This window comes from Robinsoniella peoriensis (genome assembly GCF_000797495.1).
GTDB lineage: Bacteria > Bacillota > Clostridia > Lachnospirales > Lachnospiraceae > Robinsoniella > Robinsoniella peoriensis.
Genome location: NZ_JTGN01000005.1, coordinates 102798 through 123839, shown reverse-complemented (window position 1 = coordinate 123839; position 21042 = coordinate 102798). Strand labels below are relative to the sequence as shown.

Here is a 21042-nt window from a genome sequence, read left to right as displayed (position 1 = left end):
GAAAATGCACGGATTCTCAATACACAAATATGCATACAACACTGCCAAGTGTTGTATGCATTACCGCTTGTAACTTTTAATTTATCATCTCATAATTCCATCCATTTTGCAAATCTTTCACCTGCTTCTACTTCTTTTTCATCAAAAGGATACTTGCAGTCCTTCGATGAGAACAGAATCTGCCCGACCAAGGCAGTAAACGTAATCATTCCCACCAGATAGATCACGGTAAAGAGCCAGTCTCTTCCAGTCATTAACTGATTGCTTACAGCAAACCAGATATAGTAAATACCACATGGCACATGAATGCAAAGGACAGCACCAAGACCTGGATTATAGATTTTATGATACTTTACTCCAAATACCCCCAGATGCATTACCACCTGGAATACACAGCCGAAAAGGATTGTCGTCATTCCCAGCCACATTACATTAGGAAAAAATATGGGTAAAAGATAACAGATATATCCTATAATTACATTTACAAGCATCGCTGACAACTGGTTTAATGGATATCTCTCATCTCCTCCACGCATATATTTATTCATAAAGTAAGGTGTTCCTCCCGGAAAACCATATTCCTCAAACTGATGAACCATAATTCCAATGAAATTAATTAGTCCCACCCTTGCAAGGACTGAAACATCACCCCAATTGACAATTAAAACAATCAGTGCACTTGCTGCTGGCACAAGTCCTGCCTGATACCAATGTCTATTCCACCATTTCATAATAAGTCTACCTTTCTAATGTCACATTTGCCTCTTTTAACAAAAACTTTTGCAACCTCTAGACCAATCCCGCTAGAGCGTGTTTTAAAATTGCTTTCTGGCAGCTGAGAGACACTTTGTGAGAGATTTGTCCCGGATGAAGGGCGCGAGCGGGCTACGTAACCTGAATTCAGGGCAATTATGTAGCAAAGTGGGACGTGCAAATGGCGGGAATGAATTTTCAGACACGCACTGGTAGAACTTGTTATCACAACATTTCTATTCTTCAGAGTTGGAATTGCATCTACACTCCATGAATCTACCATACTATCATCTCCAATCTTTTATTTCTTTGTTTTATTATATATTCGTGCATGGTATAATAAAACAGTCAATATTAGTCAAAGTGTCTAATTTTTAAGGAGGAGTTATGGGACGCCCAAGAAATGATGCAGAAAACCTATCTGCAACAGAAAAAATAGAAAATGCATTTTGGAAAATTTTAGAATACGAAGGTTTTAGAAGTATTACCATTCTTCGGCTATCTCAGGAAAGTGGCCTAAATCGAAATTCTATATACTATCATTATAAAAATGTAGAAGATGTTGTTCAAAAAGCTGTAGAAAATAATATGAACCATGAAATAGTGGTGTCTTTCATGTCTGCACTTCTTTCCAATAATAAAAAGTTAGTATCCAACCAGGAAGTATCTCTTCACTTAAAAAGAATTCACCTCCTAGCAAGAAGTGAATCTTCTTTTCTTCAGTCTTTCGTCAAAAAAGCTTTACTTACTGCATGGTTTGTACATTTCAAAATAGATTACAGCAAGTTGTCAGATTCTGATTATATCACAATGGATTTTATAGCATCTGGAATTACCAGTATTCTTGGAAGCGATGCTTTTAATAACAATCCTGAATCTATCCGTGTTTTCCCTTCCACCTTTGTCGGAAAAGCAGCGATTCAGACATTGCTTGCTATGCCTAAAAAAAATAATCCCTACACCCGCCTTTCATAAAAGAAAGAATTTATTTGCCTTTCCAACTGCCGTGTGCTCCAATTCGATTTTACTACTTCTTCTAAATGGAATTCACGGGCATTTTCATTTTCCACGCCCATAAACAGGCGATAATGTGTCCAACTCAAATAGTCACGCAAACCCGCCTGGAATCAACCTTTCCGCACCAACAGCACTACGGTTCAACATGTGGTGGGATAGAATTCTAATACTACATATCAAAAATATTAGACTTAAGCTGAAAAGATGGCGAGTAAGTTTGATTGGACATGTCATAATCGTACAGCTGAATAGGAAATGTTGTTGGCATTTGATTTCCCAGGAAAACAGCCAAACCTGAAAAACCATTATAAAACAAATGCACTTTAACTTTTTTACAATATTTTATCTTTATATTATCATAATATTCTACTATTTTATCAGATATAATTGATGCACTAATTCTCAAATTAAAATCTTGATTATATCGTTCAGTATTCTTTAACATTACAATGTAGGGAGTTAATTTTCCTCTTTTCTCCAGTATGTTAATGTGCTCCAAAAATGAAGCTATACCATCATCCCTCATTTTTGCCTGAATATAAAAACACAAATCCACTTTTACTGTTTTTATTGAATTCAAAATTCTATTTTCGATAGATTCTTGAAATTTCAATATATTTTTCGTGGAAGTATTTGAATAGAACGCCACCCCGGCTTGATAAAACAAATTAATATTTTTTCTCATATGTAAAGCGTAGCCAATCAAAATAGAAGCAGTAACTGGTAATTCATATACACAAATAGTATATGTATTTACTCCTCTGATATCCAGCAACTCATATCGCAAAGCAGACAGTATTTTAAGCGTATCTTTCCTATCTTGTCTAGTTGATGCCATTGTACTTTGCATTTGAAGTTGTATTATTTGAGCATCCTCTATATTCTTTAACTTATAATTCTTACCAAAAAATTCTAATTTTTCTAAATATTTTTGACATTTCAAACTTTGATATGGGATCCATCGCCCTTTATTTGTATAATCATATTTGTAGAAATCTAAAGATGATAAGTCGCCTCCTATTGTCATTTCACCAAGTGAAATAATAGGCGCCGCACCATCTGCCTTTTTTGTAGTTCCCACCATTATTTCCCAAGTATCAATTTCATCATCATAGCAAAAATTTAACTTATGGGAATGTCCACATAAATAAAATACTGGTCTATCTCTAAATAATTGCTTCAAATTTTCTTGCTCGTTTGGGGCGAGACATTCCAGGCTGTAATGTGATAAAACAAAAAGCGGTTTATGGGTATTTTCTAAATACGGTTTATGCATAACTCTTTCAACTTCTATGGTATCAATTATTATTTCGCCTTCTTTTTCTTTACCATAGCAAGCTATTGCAGAATTTAACAATAGCAAATCAAACCCATCCCTTGAAATATATTGATGAAGGTCTTTTTCCCAGCTTTTATCTTCCGGATGAATATGTTCGTAAACTTTATAGAAGAATTCAAATCGTTCCTGTAAATAATTTTTCTCATTCTTACCTATTCCATCCTTATACACTAAATGTTTATTTGTAAGTTCAACTATATTTTCGTCTTCGTCTCCTCTTTCAAGATCATGATTCCCTGGTACTAGAAATATATGATCTTGTGATATATTTAGACATTTTGCAATATTCAAAATATACTTGGATACATTTTCTGCAGCAAGATCTATTTCTTCATTAAATTCACTAACTCTTTTATATGCTGAATCACGATAATCCCCCGTAATAAATAAATAATCCGCCTTAATGCTATGATCTAATATATATTGTGGTAGCTCATACCTCATAACATTTGACATCATATCATTAAACTCTTTATTTAAATGAATATCCGATAGATGCAACCACCTCATCATATATCACCAACCTCTATTTAATCATATAAAATGTTATATTTTATTAAATTCTTTATTCTTCGTCTATAATTTCAAACTAAAAATTTTACTTTTGCCAAAACGTTAATTTTCCTTACCCCACCAGGGTAACTGGAAAAACATATTTCACATCAACCACCCAAAAAAGCACACCCACATACTGCGCCCAAAACCCCCAACCCCTTTGATTTACTAGGCTTTCTTCTCAAGCAGAACAACAGTCTCAACACGTGAAGCATTGTCCAAACTCACACCTTCTAAATACTTACAAAGTATGAACCTCTTGGATTTAAGTCATTTCCCTTTTTTCTGATGTTTTTCAAAAACTATTGTGTAGGCAGATTTTATCAAAACTGATTTTTTCAACATTTTCGCCATCTGATTAATTGACATCGAAAAAAGCACTCCGTAATAGCACGCACTGTCTCGATCTTAAGTGACTCATCTTGTTCATATATGCCATCTTCAACCAACAACCCGCACGGAATGGATACTTAAATATAGCGATAGTATTTAGTTTTCTTTTTCATCCGCTTTCTCCTCTGCTTCATGTTTAATTCGCTCTTTCTCACATACCACACGCACAACATAATTGGGATCATTACTGCATTTATCAACAATGTACTTACAAACATCATTCGCAACACCGTCAGTTGTATAGATATTTCTTAATATAAGATTTTTAATATACACATTATCTCTATCAATGAGCTCAACTAACTTATGATTAATTATCCCTGCATTCTCAGGATTCTTTAATAAACTAAACAAAATATTTGCTGCATACCATCTTGCATCAAGATTTTCCAAGTAAATCCACTGTAAAGCGTTTTGTAAGACAACGCTCTCGATTTTATCCGAAAACCTTATATTTTCATCTAGCGCTAAGCATTCCTTTATCATTCTTGCAACAGAGATTACGGTTGCCACACTATTTTTCACAAAAGGCATTAATTCCATTATTTGCGTTTCAACATTCTTCCCCATAAAAGAAAACATAAATTGCAAACTCACCTTTAATGCAATCTCATCTATATTGCTCGACATAAAGTCTACGCCATTTGCCTCAATATTATTTTGATTGTCATATATCCTATCAAAAATCTCACCATCATTCTCAATTGCCTCTGGATACATAACAAGGATGCATGTCAATAAACTTACAGCGTCTATTTTCTCGTTTATTCCTTCTTTTGACATAAGCAAAGTATTTGACACTACACTAATGATAGAACCAAATAAATCACGTTCATATTTTATCTCTTCTTGTGTTATTATGTTCCTTATTGTACTAATTTCTCTTGTTCCATGACCAAAATAAGTTCCATTTTGACCTTGCTTTATATTGTTATCTTCAATATAAAGCACATATTCTTGAACAAATGCTGGCATTTCTTCTTTTGGACATTCTGTAGTTTCCAACTTATATATCTTATCATAGAAATTTGGTATTTTTTCGCATACTAGCCTATCCATTTCTTCCGTTATTATGCTATCTTGTTTACGTAACATGTACAAAAATGAAGGTGCATCTTTAACCAGCTGAATTTCCTCTTCATTTTTTAATATCGCACAAACATAATTCAAAAGTTTCTTATTTCTCCCATCACTTAACTCATTCAATTTAATATGTTGAAATATAAACTTAAACAGTTCTCTATACCATCTAACGAAATGTTTTTCCATAAACATACAGCAAATATCACATAATTCATCTTGTGAAATTCTCAAATAGCATTCCGATAAAAACGAAAATATATAAGCACCAATTGAAACCACTGAATTTTCCTTATTTATCCACTCTATAATCAGTGTAATGGTCCTAGATTTATATTTCTCGAATTCGGAATCATTCAAATAGTATCCTACCGTTCCGAGTCCAAGTAACAATATTTTATCTTTTTTGAATAAAACTGGTTCATTATTGCAAAATGACATTATTTCACATGCATCACTATCTGATAAATTATTAAGTATTTCTGGATATGAATCTTTAAATCCCTTTACTTCCTTTTCTTTTCCAAGGAAAATTGCCATTTTCAAAATATCTCTTTTAAAATTCCAATCATCGAATTTGTTGCATAGATAAAACAAAAACTTCTTTATTCTTTCATACATCAAATTAATATGAGTTAATGATCCATTGTAGATTGAAACAATATATATACTTGCTAATAAGTCTCCATATTGATTTAAATTATTTCCCAAAGAGATCGTGTATGGCGACTCTATTGTTTTTTTAATCAATCCTTCCATATACTTTTCTTGTAAAGTTTCATTAAATCTATCCAAAAGCGGATAATACACCTCATCATCACTATTATCCAATTCCTTTTGTGCTTCAGGCATGGAAAATTTATTTTCCAAGGTATCACAAAGCATTGTTTGATTCCGTAAATCAATCAATATATCTTTTACAATCCATGATTCGGTATTATTATCCTTTGCATATTGAAGTGCTTCCTGCAAAAAGGCTACGCACTTATTAACATCTCCCATAAAATATGCTTGAATGGCATACCACCTTTTTTCAATTATTGGGTACACTTCACCTTGTTGTTCTTTCAATAATTCCAAGAACAAATTCAAATTGAATTGTCTTATCGACTTACCTTCAAAGAGAATTTTCAGAAATTCTACCCCCCAAGAATCAATATCACTAGTTTTTTCTGTTTCATCATCAAATTTGTTATATTCAAATCCCGTAACAAACTTAGTAATATATGATTTACACTTATCAATATTAGTTAATGTAGATTTTGGAAGCACTGTATTTGTAAGTGCCACCATCTTTATCTCCTGTATTCTTTTCAGATCATCCTCTTCTAGTCTGAAACTCATTTTATCTTTACAATATAACTTGTATACCCAAACAATGTCATCAATCAATGATAATGCACTTTCTTGAACCAAATCATCAAATTTATGTACTGTCTTACTTTTTGCAAATTTTGCACCCATCAAACTTTTTTCTAATACAGTCTTTTTACTGCTTTTCTCATCACAAAAATAGTAAATTGCCTTAATATTATATTTATTTACGATATCTATCTCTTTTTGAACGCCTAAAGTAATCCCGTCTTCGTTATCTATAAGAAATATACATACATCACTTTCTTCTAGTGCAAATGTATAATGAGTACCAGCGGGTATACTTGATGCTCGCTTTCCTTCAAATGTATATACATTTGCAAGATTTGTTTTTTCAATACATCCTTTGATTCGTATTCGCACACTGTCATATTTATCCTGACCGCATATTGAACTAATAAATACATTGATTTTTCTGTCTGGACCTATAATTTCCAATTTTTCCTTGTTTTCTTTTTCTGTATACTCCCAAGAAACTCCACCAATCGGAGTACTTACACCCGTTAATCTTACCCCCATATTCACTTCTCCTTTGTTTCATACGCAGTATTTGCTATAATTTTATCTATTCTAAACTTGTACATCAATCATCCCCTTAATCTGAATACATCTTATGTATAATTTGATAATCATTTCATGGCTACTATCGTTTCTATTTCTCACAATAATATTCTTATTCAGGCACAATATTTCTTGGTTTTCTTACATTTATCCTCTTTAAGAAAATATATTATCGCAAAATTGCCAACCTTTTCTTGATTATTTCATAAACTAAATCATTCCAAAATGATTCAGCGCATCCTTTATCGCCTTTTCCTTTTCCGGTAAACATTTAGGTTGCTTTGCATCCTCTGATTTCGCTTTATAATAATTCTCCCTCTCAATAATTCCGCATTTTTGTTTCACCTGAGCGATATTCAGATTACTGACTTTCAAGCCAGTCTGCTTAATCACATATTTTTTGATTTCTTCATAAGTGGCTTTACTTTCCGCAGCAGTCAAATCCATTTCATCCATTTTCAATTCCACTTTTATATTCTGTTTTGCATGAAGTTTGGAAAGCAAACAAACGACTTCCACATGCCCAGTCCATCCAAACATATCCACACCCCAACTCCCCTTACATCCATACCCTTTCTTCGTCAAATACTCTAAATCCCTGCCTAACGTCTCCGGGTTACAGGAAACATAAACCACTCTCTCAGGCCCCATCTGCACCATAGAATCCATAAATTCTTCTGTACTTCCGCTTCTTGGCGGATCCATAAATACCACGTCTGCTTTTTCGCCCTGAGCTGCCATATCCGCCATGAAATTCCCTGCATCGGCACAGTAAAATCTTACATTCTCTATCTCATTGCGCTTGGCATTGGTTACTGCGTCGCGGACTGCATCTTTGTTTAACTCCACGCCAATTACCTGCTTTGCTTTCTTGCTTGCAATTAAACCGATTGTTCCAATGCCGCAATATGCATCAATTACCGATTCATTTCCCATAAGACCTGCTGCATCAATAGCTTTTTTGTACAGAACTTCCGTCTGTACGGGATTCACCTGATAGAAGGATTTTGAAGAGATGCGGAATGTACAGCCGCAGAGTATATCCTCGATGTAGCCTTTACCAAACAGTGTTTTTTCCTTATCTCCAAGGACCATACTGGTTCCTCTGGCATTTACATTCTGGATAATGGTCGTAATCTCCGGATGAAGTTTGCGTATCGCGCCGACAAAATTGTTTTTGGAAGGGAATACCGGGGAGGCCGTCACCAGTACCACCATGATTTCGTTCGTGGTAAATCCACGTTTTACAAGCACATGGCGAAGGAGTCCATATCCCGTATCCTCGTCATAAGTTCTTATTTTAAATGATTTTAAAAGTCCCCGGATACTCTGAATAATTTCATCTGCTTTCTGATCCTCGATCATACAGGATTCTATTGGAACCACATTGTGCGTTCCCGCCTGGTATACACCACAGATGGGATTCCCTCTTTTATCCCTGTCAAATACTGCGTGAACCTTATTTCGGTAATGGTAAGGGTTTTCCATTCCAATCACAGCATTTACTTTACAGAACTTTCCAATCCATTTCCTGATTTCTTTTTCTTTTAATTTTAATTGCTCCTGGTAAGGAATTCCCTGATACTGACAGCCACCGCATTTTTTAGAAACAGGGCATATCTCCATACCATTTACCTTTTTTAAATCACTTTGTTTCTTTTCTCCAGATTGACCCCTTTTACTATTTTTTCTTCCTTCCCCGCTATCGAAGTTTCTTTTTTGCTTATTTTCCGACGCCGCTCCAGGTTTCCGACTTCCCCTATTTTCCGACGCCGCTCCAGGTTTCCGACTTTCCCTATTTCCCGACACCGCTCCAGGTTTCCGACTCTCCCTATTTCCCGTCTCCGTTCCAGGTTTTCTATTTTCTCTATTTCCCGACGCTGCTCCAGGTTTTCTATTTTCTCTATTTCCTAACTCTGCTCCAGAATTTCTACTTCCTCTATTTCCTGACTCTGTCCCAGAATTTCTACTTCCTCTATTTCCCCTCTCCGTTCCAGGTTTTCTATTTTCTCTATTTCCCGTCACCGCTCCAGGTTTTCTATTTTCTCTATTTAAAGACTCCGTTTCTGGTTTTCTACTTCCTCTATTTCCCGGCTCTGCCCCAGAATTTCTACTTCCTCTATTTCCCGGCTCTGCTCCCAATTTTCTACTTTCCCTATTATCATCCCGACCAGCTTTCGGCTTTTTACTATGCCAATCTTCCCGGCTTACTCCTGATACCCTGCTCTGTCTATCTTCTTCCCGTCCTGGTCTTGATTTTCTATTATTCTTGTCCCCTTTAAAAGCATCATCTCTTTTTGCCATATCAGCTTTCTTCTTCCCTGACTTGCCTTTTTCAAGACTTTTCCCTTCCTTATTCTGATAATCCTTCCGGCCATCCGTCTTTTTCATTTCTCTTTTTTGCGTTCCTGTCTTCACAAATTCACCTGTTATCTTTCTATTGTTTTTAATTTTCTATTGTTTTTATATTTTCTATTCTTCTATTGACTATTAGCAGCATTCTATTCATTTACTGCCGCTTACCTGCTTTACTGTCTATTTTCCATCTATTCTAATTCTGTTATTCCTTCTCATCCAATCCTTTTTCAAAATAAACCGCATACTGGTTTTTCCCACATCTCTTCGCCTGGTACAGTGCGATGTCGGCTTTTTCAAATAACTCATCCCAGTCTTTTCCATGTTTTGGATAGAGCGCCACACCGATACTGCAGGTTGCAGCTAGATTCGCTTCTGCTGTGATTTCGGCAAAGTCATGTGACAGCTGACCTGCTTTTTTCATAGCATATTCTTCATTGTAGCAGTCTTTCATGCATACAATGAACTCATCTCCGCCAATCCGCCCTACTACATCGCTTTTCCGAAACAGATTATGAAGCGTTTGAGCCATCATATTTAATACCCGGTCTCCATTATGGTGCCCATAGGTATCGTTGATGCCCTTGAAATTATCAATATCCAGAACAAATAATCCCTGGATATCATCAGGCGCCGATTCCAAATGATCCTCTATTAATTTTTTAGAGACGCTCTTGTTATAAAGGCCAGTCATTGGATCTTTTTGTACCTTACTTTCTAATTCTATAGAACGGCGCTTACGTTTATCTATGTTGTTAATCTTACAGATCAGACGGCTGATTGCACCATTTTCATCTACCATGGAATAAAAACGGATCAGGCACCAGAGATAGGTCTCATCACCTTTTTTGATTCTTGCCTCACATTCTTCATAGGGCTTCTCTCCATAAAGAACTTTTTTAAAATTATCTTTTATCATATTCCAGTCTTCTTCATAGACAAACTCTTTTCCATCTTCTGATTCAATTTCCATTTTCAGCATTCTGCCGAATATCTCTTCAAAATTTTGCATTACCAGAACACGCATATCATGGACATCGTATTCTACGAAGCAAGATTCCATCTGGTTGACAATGATTTTATAACGTTGATTGTTAAATGACAGCTCATCTTCAAATGCCTTGTATTCCGCAATATCCACCAGAATTCCATAGACATGCAGTTCCCCATCTTCTTCAAAAATATTACTGACCTGCTGTACCCAGTAAGCAGGTGAAGAAAGGCTGTTCAGTCGAAACCTCATTTTAAAGCTTTTTCGTTCCGGTATCATTTTTTCTATATTCTCTAATACCATCTGCCTGTCCTGGTCATATACCAGCTCCAGATAATTGTTGTGAAAATTTTCTTTGAAATCCTCTTCCCTGCAGCCCAGCATCTGGTATAATCCATTATTGATAAAAGACAGCTGCATTGATTTGGGATCATATCGGAACATTCCGCCCGGGGCATGACTGGATACATTCTCAAGCAAATTTGCAAGCTTGCGCATCTGTTTGTTATTAAAATACAGATAGCACAAAATCCCTCCCATAATAATCAGAAAAAGCACTACCATTTTACCCATAAACAACATTCCGGTTACGGTACTTTTCGAGGTATATTCACCCAGTTTTGATGCAGACGATATGTTAAAAAGATACCACTTTCCTCCGGGAACAGGTGCATAATTGCAATAATAAAGAAAATCATCCACCTCAAAAGCCAGATTCCCCACCGCTGTTTTTCCCATATTATAGTGGATTTGATCAATTTTGTCCTGGGCAGTTCCAGTCCCCAGCGCCGCCTCTATGTTTTCACCGCACAGTTCTCCGTTCATAGACAGGGCAATGGTCCCGTCACGCTGAACGATGTAGGCATTTTCCTGGGCATCCATTCCGGAAACATGCAAAAGCCGGTTTAGCTGTATATTCTGATAGACTGTACGCAATACCCCAACAGCCTTTCCCTCCCGGTACACCGGCACTGCAAATACGATGCTGTACTCTCCCGTCACCCTGGATTTGATCAGATCAGAAATAATCCGGCCGCCTTTTAAAGCACTCTTAAAATAATCACGGTCAGCAATAGATACCTCCTCCCTGTCCTTCTCATATGTCCGTCCCAAAGGATCTGCAATACTCACCCGGCAATTATCATGGTGGTTCCCGAACTGAGCAAGGATGTCCATCAACTCTTCATTCTCATATTGATCAAATCTGGAAATCGTAGTTGCCAGGGATTCCAGATCTGAAAAATGATCATCTAAGATAAAGGAAACATTAATACACTTCTTTTGGATATCTCTTGCGGTAATCTCCATAGAAAGCTTCTGAGAATTATTATTCGTCTGCAATGTAAAGTCCACGCAAATTACACCTGCTACTATAGCTGCTATTAATAAAACAAGTACCAGAAAAACTGACCGATATTTTATAATTCTTTTTTTCAATTTCCTTCCCCCGAAACGATACCCCCTAGATTTACATTCTCATGTCATTCCAAGCTGCGTCACCTTTTGTATGAGTATCATCCATATAATATCATTATATAATTTGAGGTAACAAACAGCAAGCGCTTTTTTAGATACATTTTCCCATATTAGATCAAAAACTTATAAAATAGGAAAGAATGGAAACCTTTTTACAGTTTCCATTCCCCCTATAGTCCGATTTATTCGTTTATAATTTCAAAAAAATACTCATTTTTATTCGTTTATAAATTCAAGAAAATACTCATTAAACCGATCTAATTCATCATAGAACACTCCATGTGCACTATTTTTCAGAATGTATAACCTGGAATTTGCTATCTCACGATGCTGACACTCTGTCAATTCCTTTAATACTACCTGATCCTTAGCTCCGGCAAAGATTGCCGTAGGAACGTGTACAGCTTTCAAATCTTCTCTTCCGTCTTCATCCCGTAAGGCATAAGCGGACTGAATGGTGGCAATACCGGATGCTGAAAGTGCAATATCTTCAAACCAGTTCTTCAGCGGCTCGCTGTGAGGACTTGCAAATAACATCTCGTGTGCAAAATTGTGGCATAACTGCGGTCTGTCCGTTGCCGCCTGACAGATTAACTCATCTGCCTTTTCCCGGGGAAGCCCAAATGGAAACCCTTCTCTCTGTGTCCAGCTGGGTGCCGCTGCTGCAATAAGTATTAATTTATGAACCCCATATCCCTGAAAACAATTCATGTAGCGCAGTGCAATAGCTCCACCCATCGAAAATCCGCATAATATAAAAGACTTCAGGCGCAGCGCTTTTACTATATTATAGATATCTCTTGCCATCTGGTCATAATAATAACCGCATCGTGGAGCATCCGAATTCCCATATCCCCTTAAGTCCATAGTTACCACACGGAAACCGCAATTTAGTAACAATTCCTCCTGATATTCATACATTTTGTGCGACAGCGGCCAGCCATGGATTAATACAATCGTCCATTTCCCCTGTGGATTGGGATCATAAACAGCCAATTTCGTACCATCATTTGATTTTACATGAAACATAGTAATTATCCAATCTCTTTTTTACCAGTATATGCAGAAGATCCGAAATCGGGAAACCCAAAATTTCCTCTATTGACACTATATGGTTAATCCTTGTATAATAAGCTATACAATTTTTAGAAATATACTAAAAAATAAATATTTATGATTTTTTCTGCACATATGCATAAAGAATATCCGGGCTTTCTGGAAATATTTACCAGTTCTGTGTCTAATATCCGATTTTTCAGTTTATTTTCCTCAATAACTGAAAAATCTTTCATTGGCTGACGCAGTCCCATGCCTATATATTTCAGATAACTTTCCTTGGCGCACCAAATATCGTAAAATTGGTTTGCGCCTTTTTCAAGAACTGTTTCATATTCTTGCGGATGATACCAGTGTTTCGCAATATTTATAAAATCTATCGCTTTATGCTCTTGTATATCAAATCCGATGGGTTCTTTATGAAATGCGCACATCCAGTAGTCCCCACTGTGGGAAATTGAATAATGGACTCCCCTGTTTTCTGAAAAATACGGTTTTCCATAATTCCCATATTTTTCTGTATAGCAGTTGATTTCGTCTCCATACAGCCCTGCAAAATGCCGGGCACATTTTTGAAGACGCCGGTTGCGAAGAGATGGGTCGGTTCCTTTACATATGTAAACAAAAACATCATAAAAATTAAGCGTATTCATTAACAGTACTCCAATCCTATTTTCATTCTATTGGATACTTATTTTTATGTCAAGTTCATTGTACGAAAGGAAAAAAAGTGGATAATCATAACTTTGCAGACGATACAACGATAAAATACTTACCTCTATCTTACAGCCAGCAGAATATCTGGAACCTGGAAATGGCAAATCCCGGAGTTCCGATCAACAATATCTGTACCGTATTACGCATTGAAGGAAATTTTAATGCTGAACTGCTCCAGCAGTGCATTACCTTCGCTTATGAAGCATTCTCAACGCTTAGAACCCGGATCACGCTTCAGGAACATAACCCTGTCCAATATATTGATCCGGAAATACCAAAGACAGCACCTTTTCTGGATTTTTCCAAAACAAACCAGGAGGGCGCATCTATTTGGGACGTTTCTGTTGCCAGAGAACATATTACCCTTTGTGACTCTCCACTGTGTCAGATGATTATTTTTAAACTATCTGAAAATACAGGGGGTATTTTGACAAAGATCCACCATATTATTGCAGATGCATGGTCACAAACCCTTGTCACCAACCAGATCATTCATAACTATTTCCGGCTGCTCCAAAACGAAGCACCGGATTGTACTTCTATGCCGGAATATGCTGTACATATCCAGACTGAACTGGACTATCTTACTTCCAGGCGAAGTGACAAGGACCGTGCATATTGGCAGGAAATGCTGACCGATATTCCGCCTGCGTTTACAAAAGAATACCAGTATGCACATATCAGCCCTGTGGGCATTCGAAAGTCTTATTCGCTCTCAAATCGTTCCAATCGTATGATCGGGAGTTTTTGTGCACAGAATAAGGTGTCTCCTTTTGCTGTCTTTTATATGGTTCTTGCCATATATTTAAAACGTATTAAGGGGCAGACACGCTTTTGCATCGGTGTTCCAACTGTAAACCGCATAAACTATCAGGAAAAACAGACTGCCGGCATGTTTGTGAATACTCTTCCTTTTGTAAATGAACTGGATGATTCGATTTCTTTTCAGGAATTTAATGAAAAATTGAAAAATGACTGGTTTAAACTGCTTTATCATCAGCGCTTTCCATTTAGTGAGATTAAAAAGACAATTACCGCAAAAGATAACGATCTGGCAGCCAGCCAGTTATTCAGCATTGCACTTTCCTATCAGAACACGCAGATCCATCATCTGAGAGGGGCCCAGGTTACGCTGGAGGGGCGCTGGCTTTACAGCGGATATCAGGCGGAATCTCTGTGCGTCCACCTGAGCAGCCGGGATGCGGATAACCGATTTTTAGTAGATTATGATTACCTTACCCAGATTTTCTCAGAAGAGGAAATAGATACCCTGCACCACCATCTTATGCAGATCCTCCATAGTGCCCTTATGAATCCGGATATTCCAATTGCGGATCTTTCCGTGATCAGCGAAGAGGAGGAAGAACATCTGATTTTTGATTTTAACCAGACAGATGCATGGTATCCAAAAGAAAGTACATTACGGGATGTCCTTCGCGATAAGGCACTCACTATGCCGGATCGTGCGGCAATCATCTGCTGCGGCCGCCGTACGACTTACGGCGAACTTTACCAGGACGCACTTACCATTGCCCGGAATCTGCTTACCGCTGTTCCTGACGGAAATGAAACCATCGCATTGTTACTGGAGCGCAGTGAATCATTATTTAAAGCAATGTGCGCGGTTGCCATATCGGGAAATGCGTGGCTTTTATTGGATATCACGATGCCAAAGAACCGGCTTCTTGAACTTTTAGCGGAAAGCGGAGCCGCTTACTGTATCACAGAAGAAGGCGAAGAAATGGATACCCGGATTCCTCAAAATAGTATCCGCAGTCTCCTGGTTCACCCTGCGAATCAGGCAGCCGATTTCGCCATTGACAATATGCCGGCAATTACATCCGACAGTCTCGCTTACCTGGTATATACCTCAGGCAGTACCGGTAAGCCGAAGGCCGTTCAGATCTGCCAGTACAGTGTAATGAATCTGGCTAATAATATGGCGCCCCTTTATCCAAAGGGTGCTGTTCTTTCTATTTGTAATGTTAGTTTTGATGCCTTTTTGCTGGAAAGTATGAGCGCACTGCTGAACGGCAGAACCATTGTATTCACTTCACAGGAAGAAATGAATCATCCGGCTTCACTGGCTAAGCTGATTGAGCGTTTCGACGTTGGTTTTCTCTCAATGACACCATCAAGGCTGAAGTCTTACTTAAAAGAGCCTGCATTTTTAAGTGCCATGAACCGTATCGAAACAATCATATGCGGTGGTGAAAGTCTTTCGCCTGAAATCTACCAGATTCTGCGCTCCTGTACTCTTGCACGGCTGTATAATCAATACGGACCGTCAGAGGCAACCGTTGCAGTCAGCCACAGTGTGGTATCCGGCAACGAAATGATCACCATCGGAAAACCTATGGCAAACTGCCGCATTTATATCCTGGATGATTCTATGCGCCCTCTTCCCATCGGATCTGCCGGAGAATTATATATCGGGGGAACCTGTCTTGCCGCAGGATACCTGAATGCTCCGGAGCTGACGGCGCAGAAATTCGTTGCTGACCCCTATCTTCCAGGTGAACGTCTATACCGGACCGGAGATTTAGGCTATTGGAATTCCAGAGGGGAGATCGTCTTCCAGGGGCGTATTGACAGTCAGCTGAAGATTCTGGGACACCGCGTAGAACCTGCAGAAATTGAAGAACAGCTCCAAAATCATCCTTTGGTTAAAAATGTAGCCGTACGTGCTTTTGATCATCATTTAATTGCATACTTTACATCAGATCAGAATCTTTCAGGGGAAGACCTGCTGGCATTCGCCTCCAGCTACCTCCCTCATTACCTGCTGCCCGTATTGGCTGTGAAGCTTCCCGAGATTCCACTGACGGCTAACGGAAAGACAGATTATAATAACCTTCAGAAGCCGGAGCTTCCCGATGAACATGAATCTCCTGCTGATGAAATTGAAGAAAAGTTGCTGGAAATATGGAGAAGGCTGCTGTCCAATGAGCAGCTTGGCATTCACACCAACTATTTTTTATCCGGCGGGGATTCCTTAAATGCAGTAGCCATGCTTACAGAGGTAGAGGCAGTGTTTTCGAAATTACCGAAAATCTCCGATCTGTATGCCAATAATACGATCCGCCGCTTTGGCAACTTCCTTAGAGGCGAACCGGTAGCTGTAAGCCCGCGGCAGGGTAAAATACCTCCGGCACCAAACCGCAGTACCTACCCTCTTACAGCGGCGCAGAAAAATTTCTATGTATTACAGCAATTGGATAATACCGGTATCAGTTATCATATGCCGGGTGTATTCCGTGTTTCTACCCCGATTGATGCTGATCGTTTGGAAGCCGCACTGCTGCAGTTAATCGCGGATGATGAAATGCTGCGTACCGGTTTTGAAATTGAGGGAATGAATGTTGTTTCCCGTATTCATTCAGAAGCAGAATTCCATTTAGAGCGTAGAAGCCATAACAACCCACATGAGGCACTGGAAGAATTTGTGCGTCCATTTGAGCTTGCCGTTCCTCCGCTCTTTCGGGTAATGCTGCTGGAAACAGAAGCCCGGGAACAATATCTGCTTTTTGATATGCATCACATTATATCCGATGGAATCAGCAGTGCCCTTACCCTGTCCAGGCTGGATCAATATTACCGCAATGAAATCCCCGCCCCTGCTGCGGTCCGATACCGAGACTATGCCTGGTGGATGGAACAGCAGCCCAAAGAATGGCTCCTGGAACAGCGGGAATATTGGAAAAACCGTTTACAGGGATCTGTACCACAATGGACCATGCCGACTGACCGCCCCCGCCCGAAAGAATTTCTGGGTGAAGGGGACAAAGTCGTATTTAGCATGCCGCAAAATATACTGGTTCCTTTCGAAGCATTTTGTAAAACTCATCAGGTTACCCCATATATGCTGCTGCTCAGTGTCTATGCGCTTATGCTTTCCAAATTTGCCGGAAATGAAAATCTGATAATCGGATCTCCCGTCTCCGGACGGCGGCACATGGAACTGTCTGAACTTACCGGAGTTTTTGTGAATACGCTGCCTGTTTTATTAAATCCTTCTTCCGACAAGAATTTTATGGCTTATTTAAAGGAAGTAAAACAGGACGTACTGGATATGCTGGATCATCAGGATCTTTCATTAGAAGAGATCGTTAATCTGGCACAAACAGAGGAACGCCGTGGCAGCCAGGCACTGTATCACGCTTTATTTTCCCTGGCGCCCGTGAACCCTTCTGAATTCTCTCTGGGTGATGCACACCTTGAGATGGTACCTTCCGACATTCATGCAGCTAAAGTGGAATTACACCTGGAGACCATACATACCCTTGATGGATACCGTTTCACACTGGAATATGCGAAAAATATTTTTGACCGTATCACAATGGAATTTTACAGCAGGTCCTACCTCCATATTCTGGAAACCATGCTGATCCATCCGGAAATGCCTCTCAGTGAAGTATCTCCCACAGCACCTGTGGATCAGCTGCAGTTACTGGAAATACCAAATCAGATGCGGATGCCTTATGACGCCGCAATGGTTGATCAGATGATTGACCGCTATGCCCTGCTTTCTCCGCAAAGTACAGCTGTCTGCTGGGGTGAAAATTCCAGTTATACCTTTGCACAGTTAAAACAGCGTTCCGATGCTCTTGCTGTTTACCTGATTCGGGAAGGCGTACTCCATGGGGATGTGGTTGCATTTATGCCAAAACGTGACGGGGACATGCCGGTAACCATGCTCGGTATTTTAAAAGCAGGCGCTGCTTATCTTCCTGTAGATCCTGATTTTCCGTCGGAACGCATTTCCTATATGCTGGAAAATGCAAAAGCCCGTCTGCTGTTATTGGGAGATTCTGTCACGCCCCCTGATATTTCAGCCTGCCCGGTGCTTCCCCTGAATTTTACCCTGGATGACCACTGGACTCCGGAACTCAAAAGAACCCCGGAGGATGTGTTAAATGTAATCTATACATCCGGTTCCACCGGTAAGCCGAAAGGCGTTATGATGCTGCACAAGGCTATTTCCAACCTGTCAGGTACCGTTACCCCTCTGCTGGGTGAAAACGGCAGTCCTGTCCTCTGCGCATCCAACTGTGTTTTTGACGTATTTACTACAGAAACCCTGCTTGCCCTTGCCAACGGCAGATGCATCTCCATAGCAGATGAAGAAGAAATGCTTCTTCCCTGGAAACTGGCAGACCGGATTATAAAAGACCAGGGGAAAATTATACAGATGACTCCATCAAGGCTTCAGATGTGCCTGGGCGATTCCGCATTTTGTGAAGCATTAAAAGAAGCTGAAATTATCATCCTGCTTGGGGAACCCTGGACCCTCTCGCTGAGGGATAAAATCCGTGAGTTGACAAATGCCCGGATTTACAACATTTACGGACCTACGGAAACTTCTGTTCACAACTGCCTGGGGAATGTGACTGTATCTGAGAGCATTCACATCGGAAAACCTATCGGAAACTGCCGTTATTATCTGCTGGATGAAAACAGGCGCCCACTTCCCCCAACCGCGGTAGGCGAAATCTACATTGCCGGGGAATGCCTGGCTGCAGGATATATTAACCGGGAAGATCTGACAAACCAGGTATTTGTACCGGATCTGCTATGCGCAAACCAGCGCATGTACAAAACAGGAGATCTTGGGAGGCTTCGTGCCGACGGGAACTGGCAATGCCTGGGGCGTGTTGATAACCAGTTGAAATTAAACGGTCACCGGATTGAACCGGAAGAGATTGCCTCCCAGATCATTCAGTCACGCTTTGCTTCTGAAGCGGCTGTAGTTCCTGTGAAGAACAATGATATGGTGCAGTCACTGAGGGGATTTCTGGTTCCTGCCAATCAATACACAGAGGAAAAGTTAAGGGATTATTTAATGGAACAGCTGCCCGACTATATGATTCCTTCTATATTTATTCCGTTAAGTGCTCTTCCACGTACCGCCAGTGGTAAGCTGGATATCCGACAGCTGATGGAAATGGAACCGCCGAAAGAGAATATACCAAAAAGACAGCCCCTTGCTAATCCTCAGGAGGCATTACTGCAGTCAGTCTGGGAAGAAGCGCTTGGGAAAAAGCCGGACTGGAATGTTTCCTTTTTTAAACAGGGCGGAACATCCCTGACTGCAATTATGGTACTCAGCCAGTATTACAAAAACCACATCGATTTCTCATTAAATGATTTTTACAGCTGTCCCACTCTTTCGGGTCAGATTGAGAAAATAACAGGAAGCCGTAACCAGATCCATCCGGAAACAGCCGCCACTGTGGAAACAGGGGCAGAATCAGAAAGGCTTGCAAGGTTTCTGCCTGACAATAACAAGGCTGTCCCAAAAAGCCGGATAACTCTTTTAACCGGCGCAACCGGATATCTGGGGGCACATCTGCTGTATGAATTGCTTGGAACCGGGATAGAGAAATTAATCTGCCTGGTACGTACCGGAGGGGAAAAGAAGCTTAAAGAAGTTATTTCCAGCTATTTTGGAGAAAGTTTTTACTCTTTTGTCTCCCGGCGTATAGAAATTGTAAACGGTGATATCACCCTTAAGCATTTTGGCATATCAGCACCCGAATATGAACGATTGACAGATCGTGTTGATATGGTCATCCATTGTGCAGCAGATGTAAGACACTATGCCCCAAATGATGAGCTTGCCCTTACAAATACCTTTGGAACCGAAAACTGCATAGCTTTTGCCAGAGATGCCGCTGCCGCACTGATACATATTTCCACAATCAGTGTAGCCGGAGAATATATTATGGATGCCCCCGGACTCCCTGTATTTTACAGCGAACGTGATCTGGACATGGGGCAAAACTGGATGGATAATCCATATACAAAAAGCAAAATTCTTGCGGAAGCTGCTGTTGCCGAAGCTATAGAGGATGGTGTAAATGCCAGGATCTTCCGTGTCGGGCGCCTGGTTTCCCGGGCAAAAGACGGCGTCTTCCAGTTAAATCCAGACAGTAATGCATTTTACCGCATTATCAGGGGATTGCTGATTTTAAAGAAGATTCCCAGGGAATTTGACCGTGTATTTATGGAAATGACCAGCGTGGATTTGTGTGCGGAGGCAATCGTAAAATTATTATATCAGCCGGGCACTGCTTTCCATGTAATCAATCCCCAGGAATCCGCATTGGGAGATATTTTAAAATCCTGCTGTGATATGGAACTGGCTAAACGGGAAGAATTCGAAGAATTGCTCCGTGATCAGGCTGCACAAAACAGTTCTCCTTTTATTCAGGCAGTTGCCGAGGCTTATTTTTCCGGCACCGCTTTCCATACACAGATTCAGATTCAGGCAAGGGATACGGCTTATCAGCTGCAGCAGCTTGGATTTACCTGGCCCCAGCCGGATCTTACAAAAATCAGCCGGTGCTTTGACTGCACCCGGAAGGAGGAATAA

General features: G+C 39.7%; 13 protein-coding genes. 3 read left to right on the top strand and 10 right to left on the bottom strand.

All coding sequences use genetic code 11. The features are described 5' to 3' along the window. Positions 1-89: 89 nt before the first annotated feature. Positions 90-731, bottom strand: a complete 642-nt coding sequence (locus QR40_RS11540) for an HXXEE domain-containing protein (protein WP_044295090.1) — start codon at positions 729-731, stop codon at positions 90-92. After that, positions 728-949 (bottom strand): hypothetical protein, encoded by a 222-nt coding sequence (locus tag QR40_RS33650; protein WP_395013624.1) that lies wholly within the window; start codon positions 947-949, stop codon positions 728-730. Before QR40_RS33650 ends, QR40_RS11540 begins: the two co-directional genes overlap by 4 nt. On the opposite strand from QR40_RS33650, the gene QR40_RS33645 reads away from it, so the two are divergent. Then, positions 935-1027 carry a hypothetical protein gene (locus tag QR40_RS33645; protein WP_395013613.1) on the top strand — a complete coding sequence of 31 codons (93 nt, stop codon included), beginning with the start codon at positions 935-937 and terminating at the stop codon, positions 1025-1027. The two genes, QR40_RS33650 and QR40_RS33645, sit on opposite strands and share 15 nt — an antisense overlap. Before the next feature lie 113 nt (positions 1028-1140). Continuing rightward, positions 1141-1728, top strand: a complete 588-nt coding sequence (locus tag QR40_RS11530) for a TetR/AcrR family transcriptional regulator (RefSeq protein ID WP_044295087.1) — start codon at positions 1141-1143, stop codon at positions 1726-1728. Here the strand turns inward: QR40_RS11530 and QR40_RS33150 are convergent. The 8 genes from QR40_RS33150 to QR40_RS29765 form a co-directional block, all read right to left on the bottom strand. After that, entirely contained in the window at positions 1710-1829 is a 120-nt protein-coding gene (locus tag QR40_RS33150; RefSeq protein WP_462687242.1) for a DUF1016 N-terminal domain-containing protein, read from the bottom strand. The genes QR40_RS11530 and QR40_RS33150 overlap by 19 nt on opposite strands. Before the next feature lie 110 nt (positions 1830-1939). After that, positions 1940-3622: an SAVED domain-containing protein gene (locus QR40_RS11525; protein ID WP_044295085.1), complete on the bottom strand. Its 1683-nt coding sequence runs from the start codon at positions 3620-3622 to the stop codon at positions 1940-1942. A gap of 531 nt (positions 3623-4153) precedes the next feature. Further along, a complete protein-coding gene (locus QR40_RS11520) occupies positions 4154-7030 on the bottom strand; it encodes a DUF6650 family protein (RefSeq protein ID WP_044295077.1) in 2877 nt (958 codons plus the stop codon). Between the two features lie 252 nt (positions 7031-7282). Further along, positions 7283-8698, bottom strand: a complete 1416-nt coding sequence (gene rlmD, locus QR40_RS11515) for a 23S rRNA (uracil(1939)-C(5))-methyltransferase RlmD (protein ID WP_330373725.1) — start codon at positions 8696-8698, stop codon at positions 7283-7285. 581 nt (positions 8699-9279) lie between these two features. Further along, complete coding sequence (locus tag QR40_RS32550; protein WP_276325432.1) at positions 9280-9411, bottom strand: hypothetical protein; 132 nt, start codon at positions 9409-9411, stop codon at positions 9280-9282. Positions 9412-9632: 221 nt separating this feature from the next. Then, positions 9633-11855 (bottom strand): diguanylate cyclase, encoded by a 2223-nt coding sequence (locus tag QR40_RS11510; RefSeq protein ID WP_027294574.1) that lies wholly within the window; start codon positions 11853-11855, stop codon positions 9633-9635. A 255-nt stretch (positions 11856-12110) separates the two neighbouring features. Beyond that, positions 12111-12923: an alpha/beta fold hydrolase gene (locus tag QR40_RS11505; protein ID WP_044295075.1), complete on the bottom strand. Its 813-nt coding sequence runs from the start codon at positions 12921-12923 to the stop codon at positions 12111-12113. Positions 12924-13039: 116 nt separating this feature from the next. Further along, entirely contained in the window at positions 13040-13603 is a 564-nt protein-coding gene (locus tag QR40_RS29765) for a 4'-phosphopantetheinyl transferase family protein (RefSeq protein WP_052377835.1), read from the bottom strand. A 77-nt stretch (positions 13604-13680) separates the two neighbouring features. On the opposite strand from QR40_RS29765, the gene QR40_RS11495 reads away from it, so the two are divergent. Further along, on the top strand, positions 13681-21042 hold the full coding sequence (locus QR40_RS11495; RefSeq protein WP_044295073.1) for a non-ribosomal peptide synthetase: 7362 nt from the start codon (positions 13681-13683) through the stop codon (positions 21040-21042).

Coding starts and splice junctions, on each gene's coding strand:
- QR40_RS11540 (WP_044295090.1), bottom strand. CDS start 731: ATGAAATGGTGGAATAGACATTGGTATCAGGCAGGACTTGTGCCAGCA.
- QR40_RS33645 (WP_395013613.1), top strand. CDS start 935: ATGGCGGGAATGAATTTTCAGACACGCACTGGTAGAACTTGTTATCAC.
- QR40_RS11530 (WP_044295087.1), top strand. CDS start 1,141: ATGGGACGCCCAAGAAATGATGCAGAAAACCTATCTGCAACAGAAAAA.
- QR40_RS33150 (WP_462687242.1), bottom strand. CDS start 1,829: ATGGGCGTGGAAAATGAAAATGCCCGTGAATTCCATTTAGAAGAAGTA.
- QR40_RS11525 (WP_044295085.1), bottom strand. CDS start 3,622: ATGATGAGGTGGTTGCATCTATCGGATATTCATTTAAATAAAGAGTTT.
- QR40_RS11520 (WP_044295077.1), bottom strand. CDS start 7,030: ATGGGGGTAAGATTAACGGGTGTAAGTACTCCGATTGGTGGAGTTTCT.
- rlmD (WP_330373725.1), bottom strand. CDS start 8,698: ATGGAGATATGCCCTGTTTCTAAAAAATGCGGTGGCTGTCAGTATCAG.
- QR40_RS11505 (WP_044295075.1), bottom strand. CDS start 12,923: ATGTTTCATGTAAAATCAAATGATGGTACGAAATTGGCTGTTTATGAT.
- QR40_RS29765 (WP_052377835.1), bottom strand. CDS start 13,603: ATGAATACGCTTAATTTTTATGATGTTTTTGTTTACATATGTAAAGGA.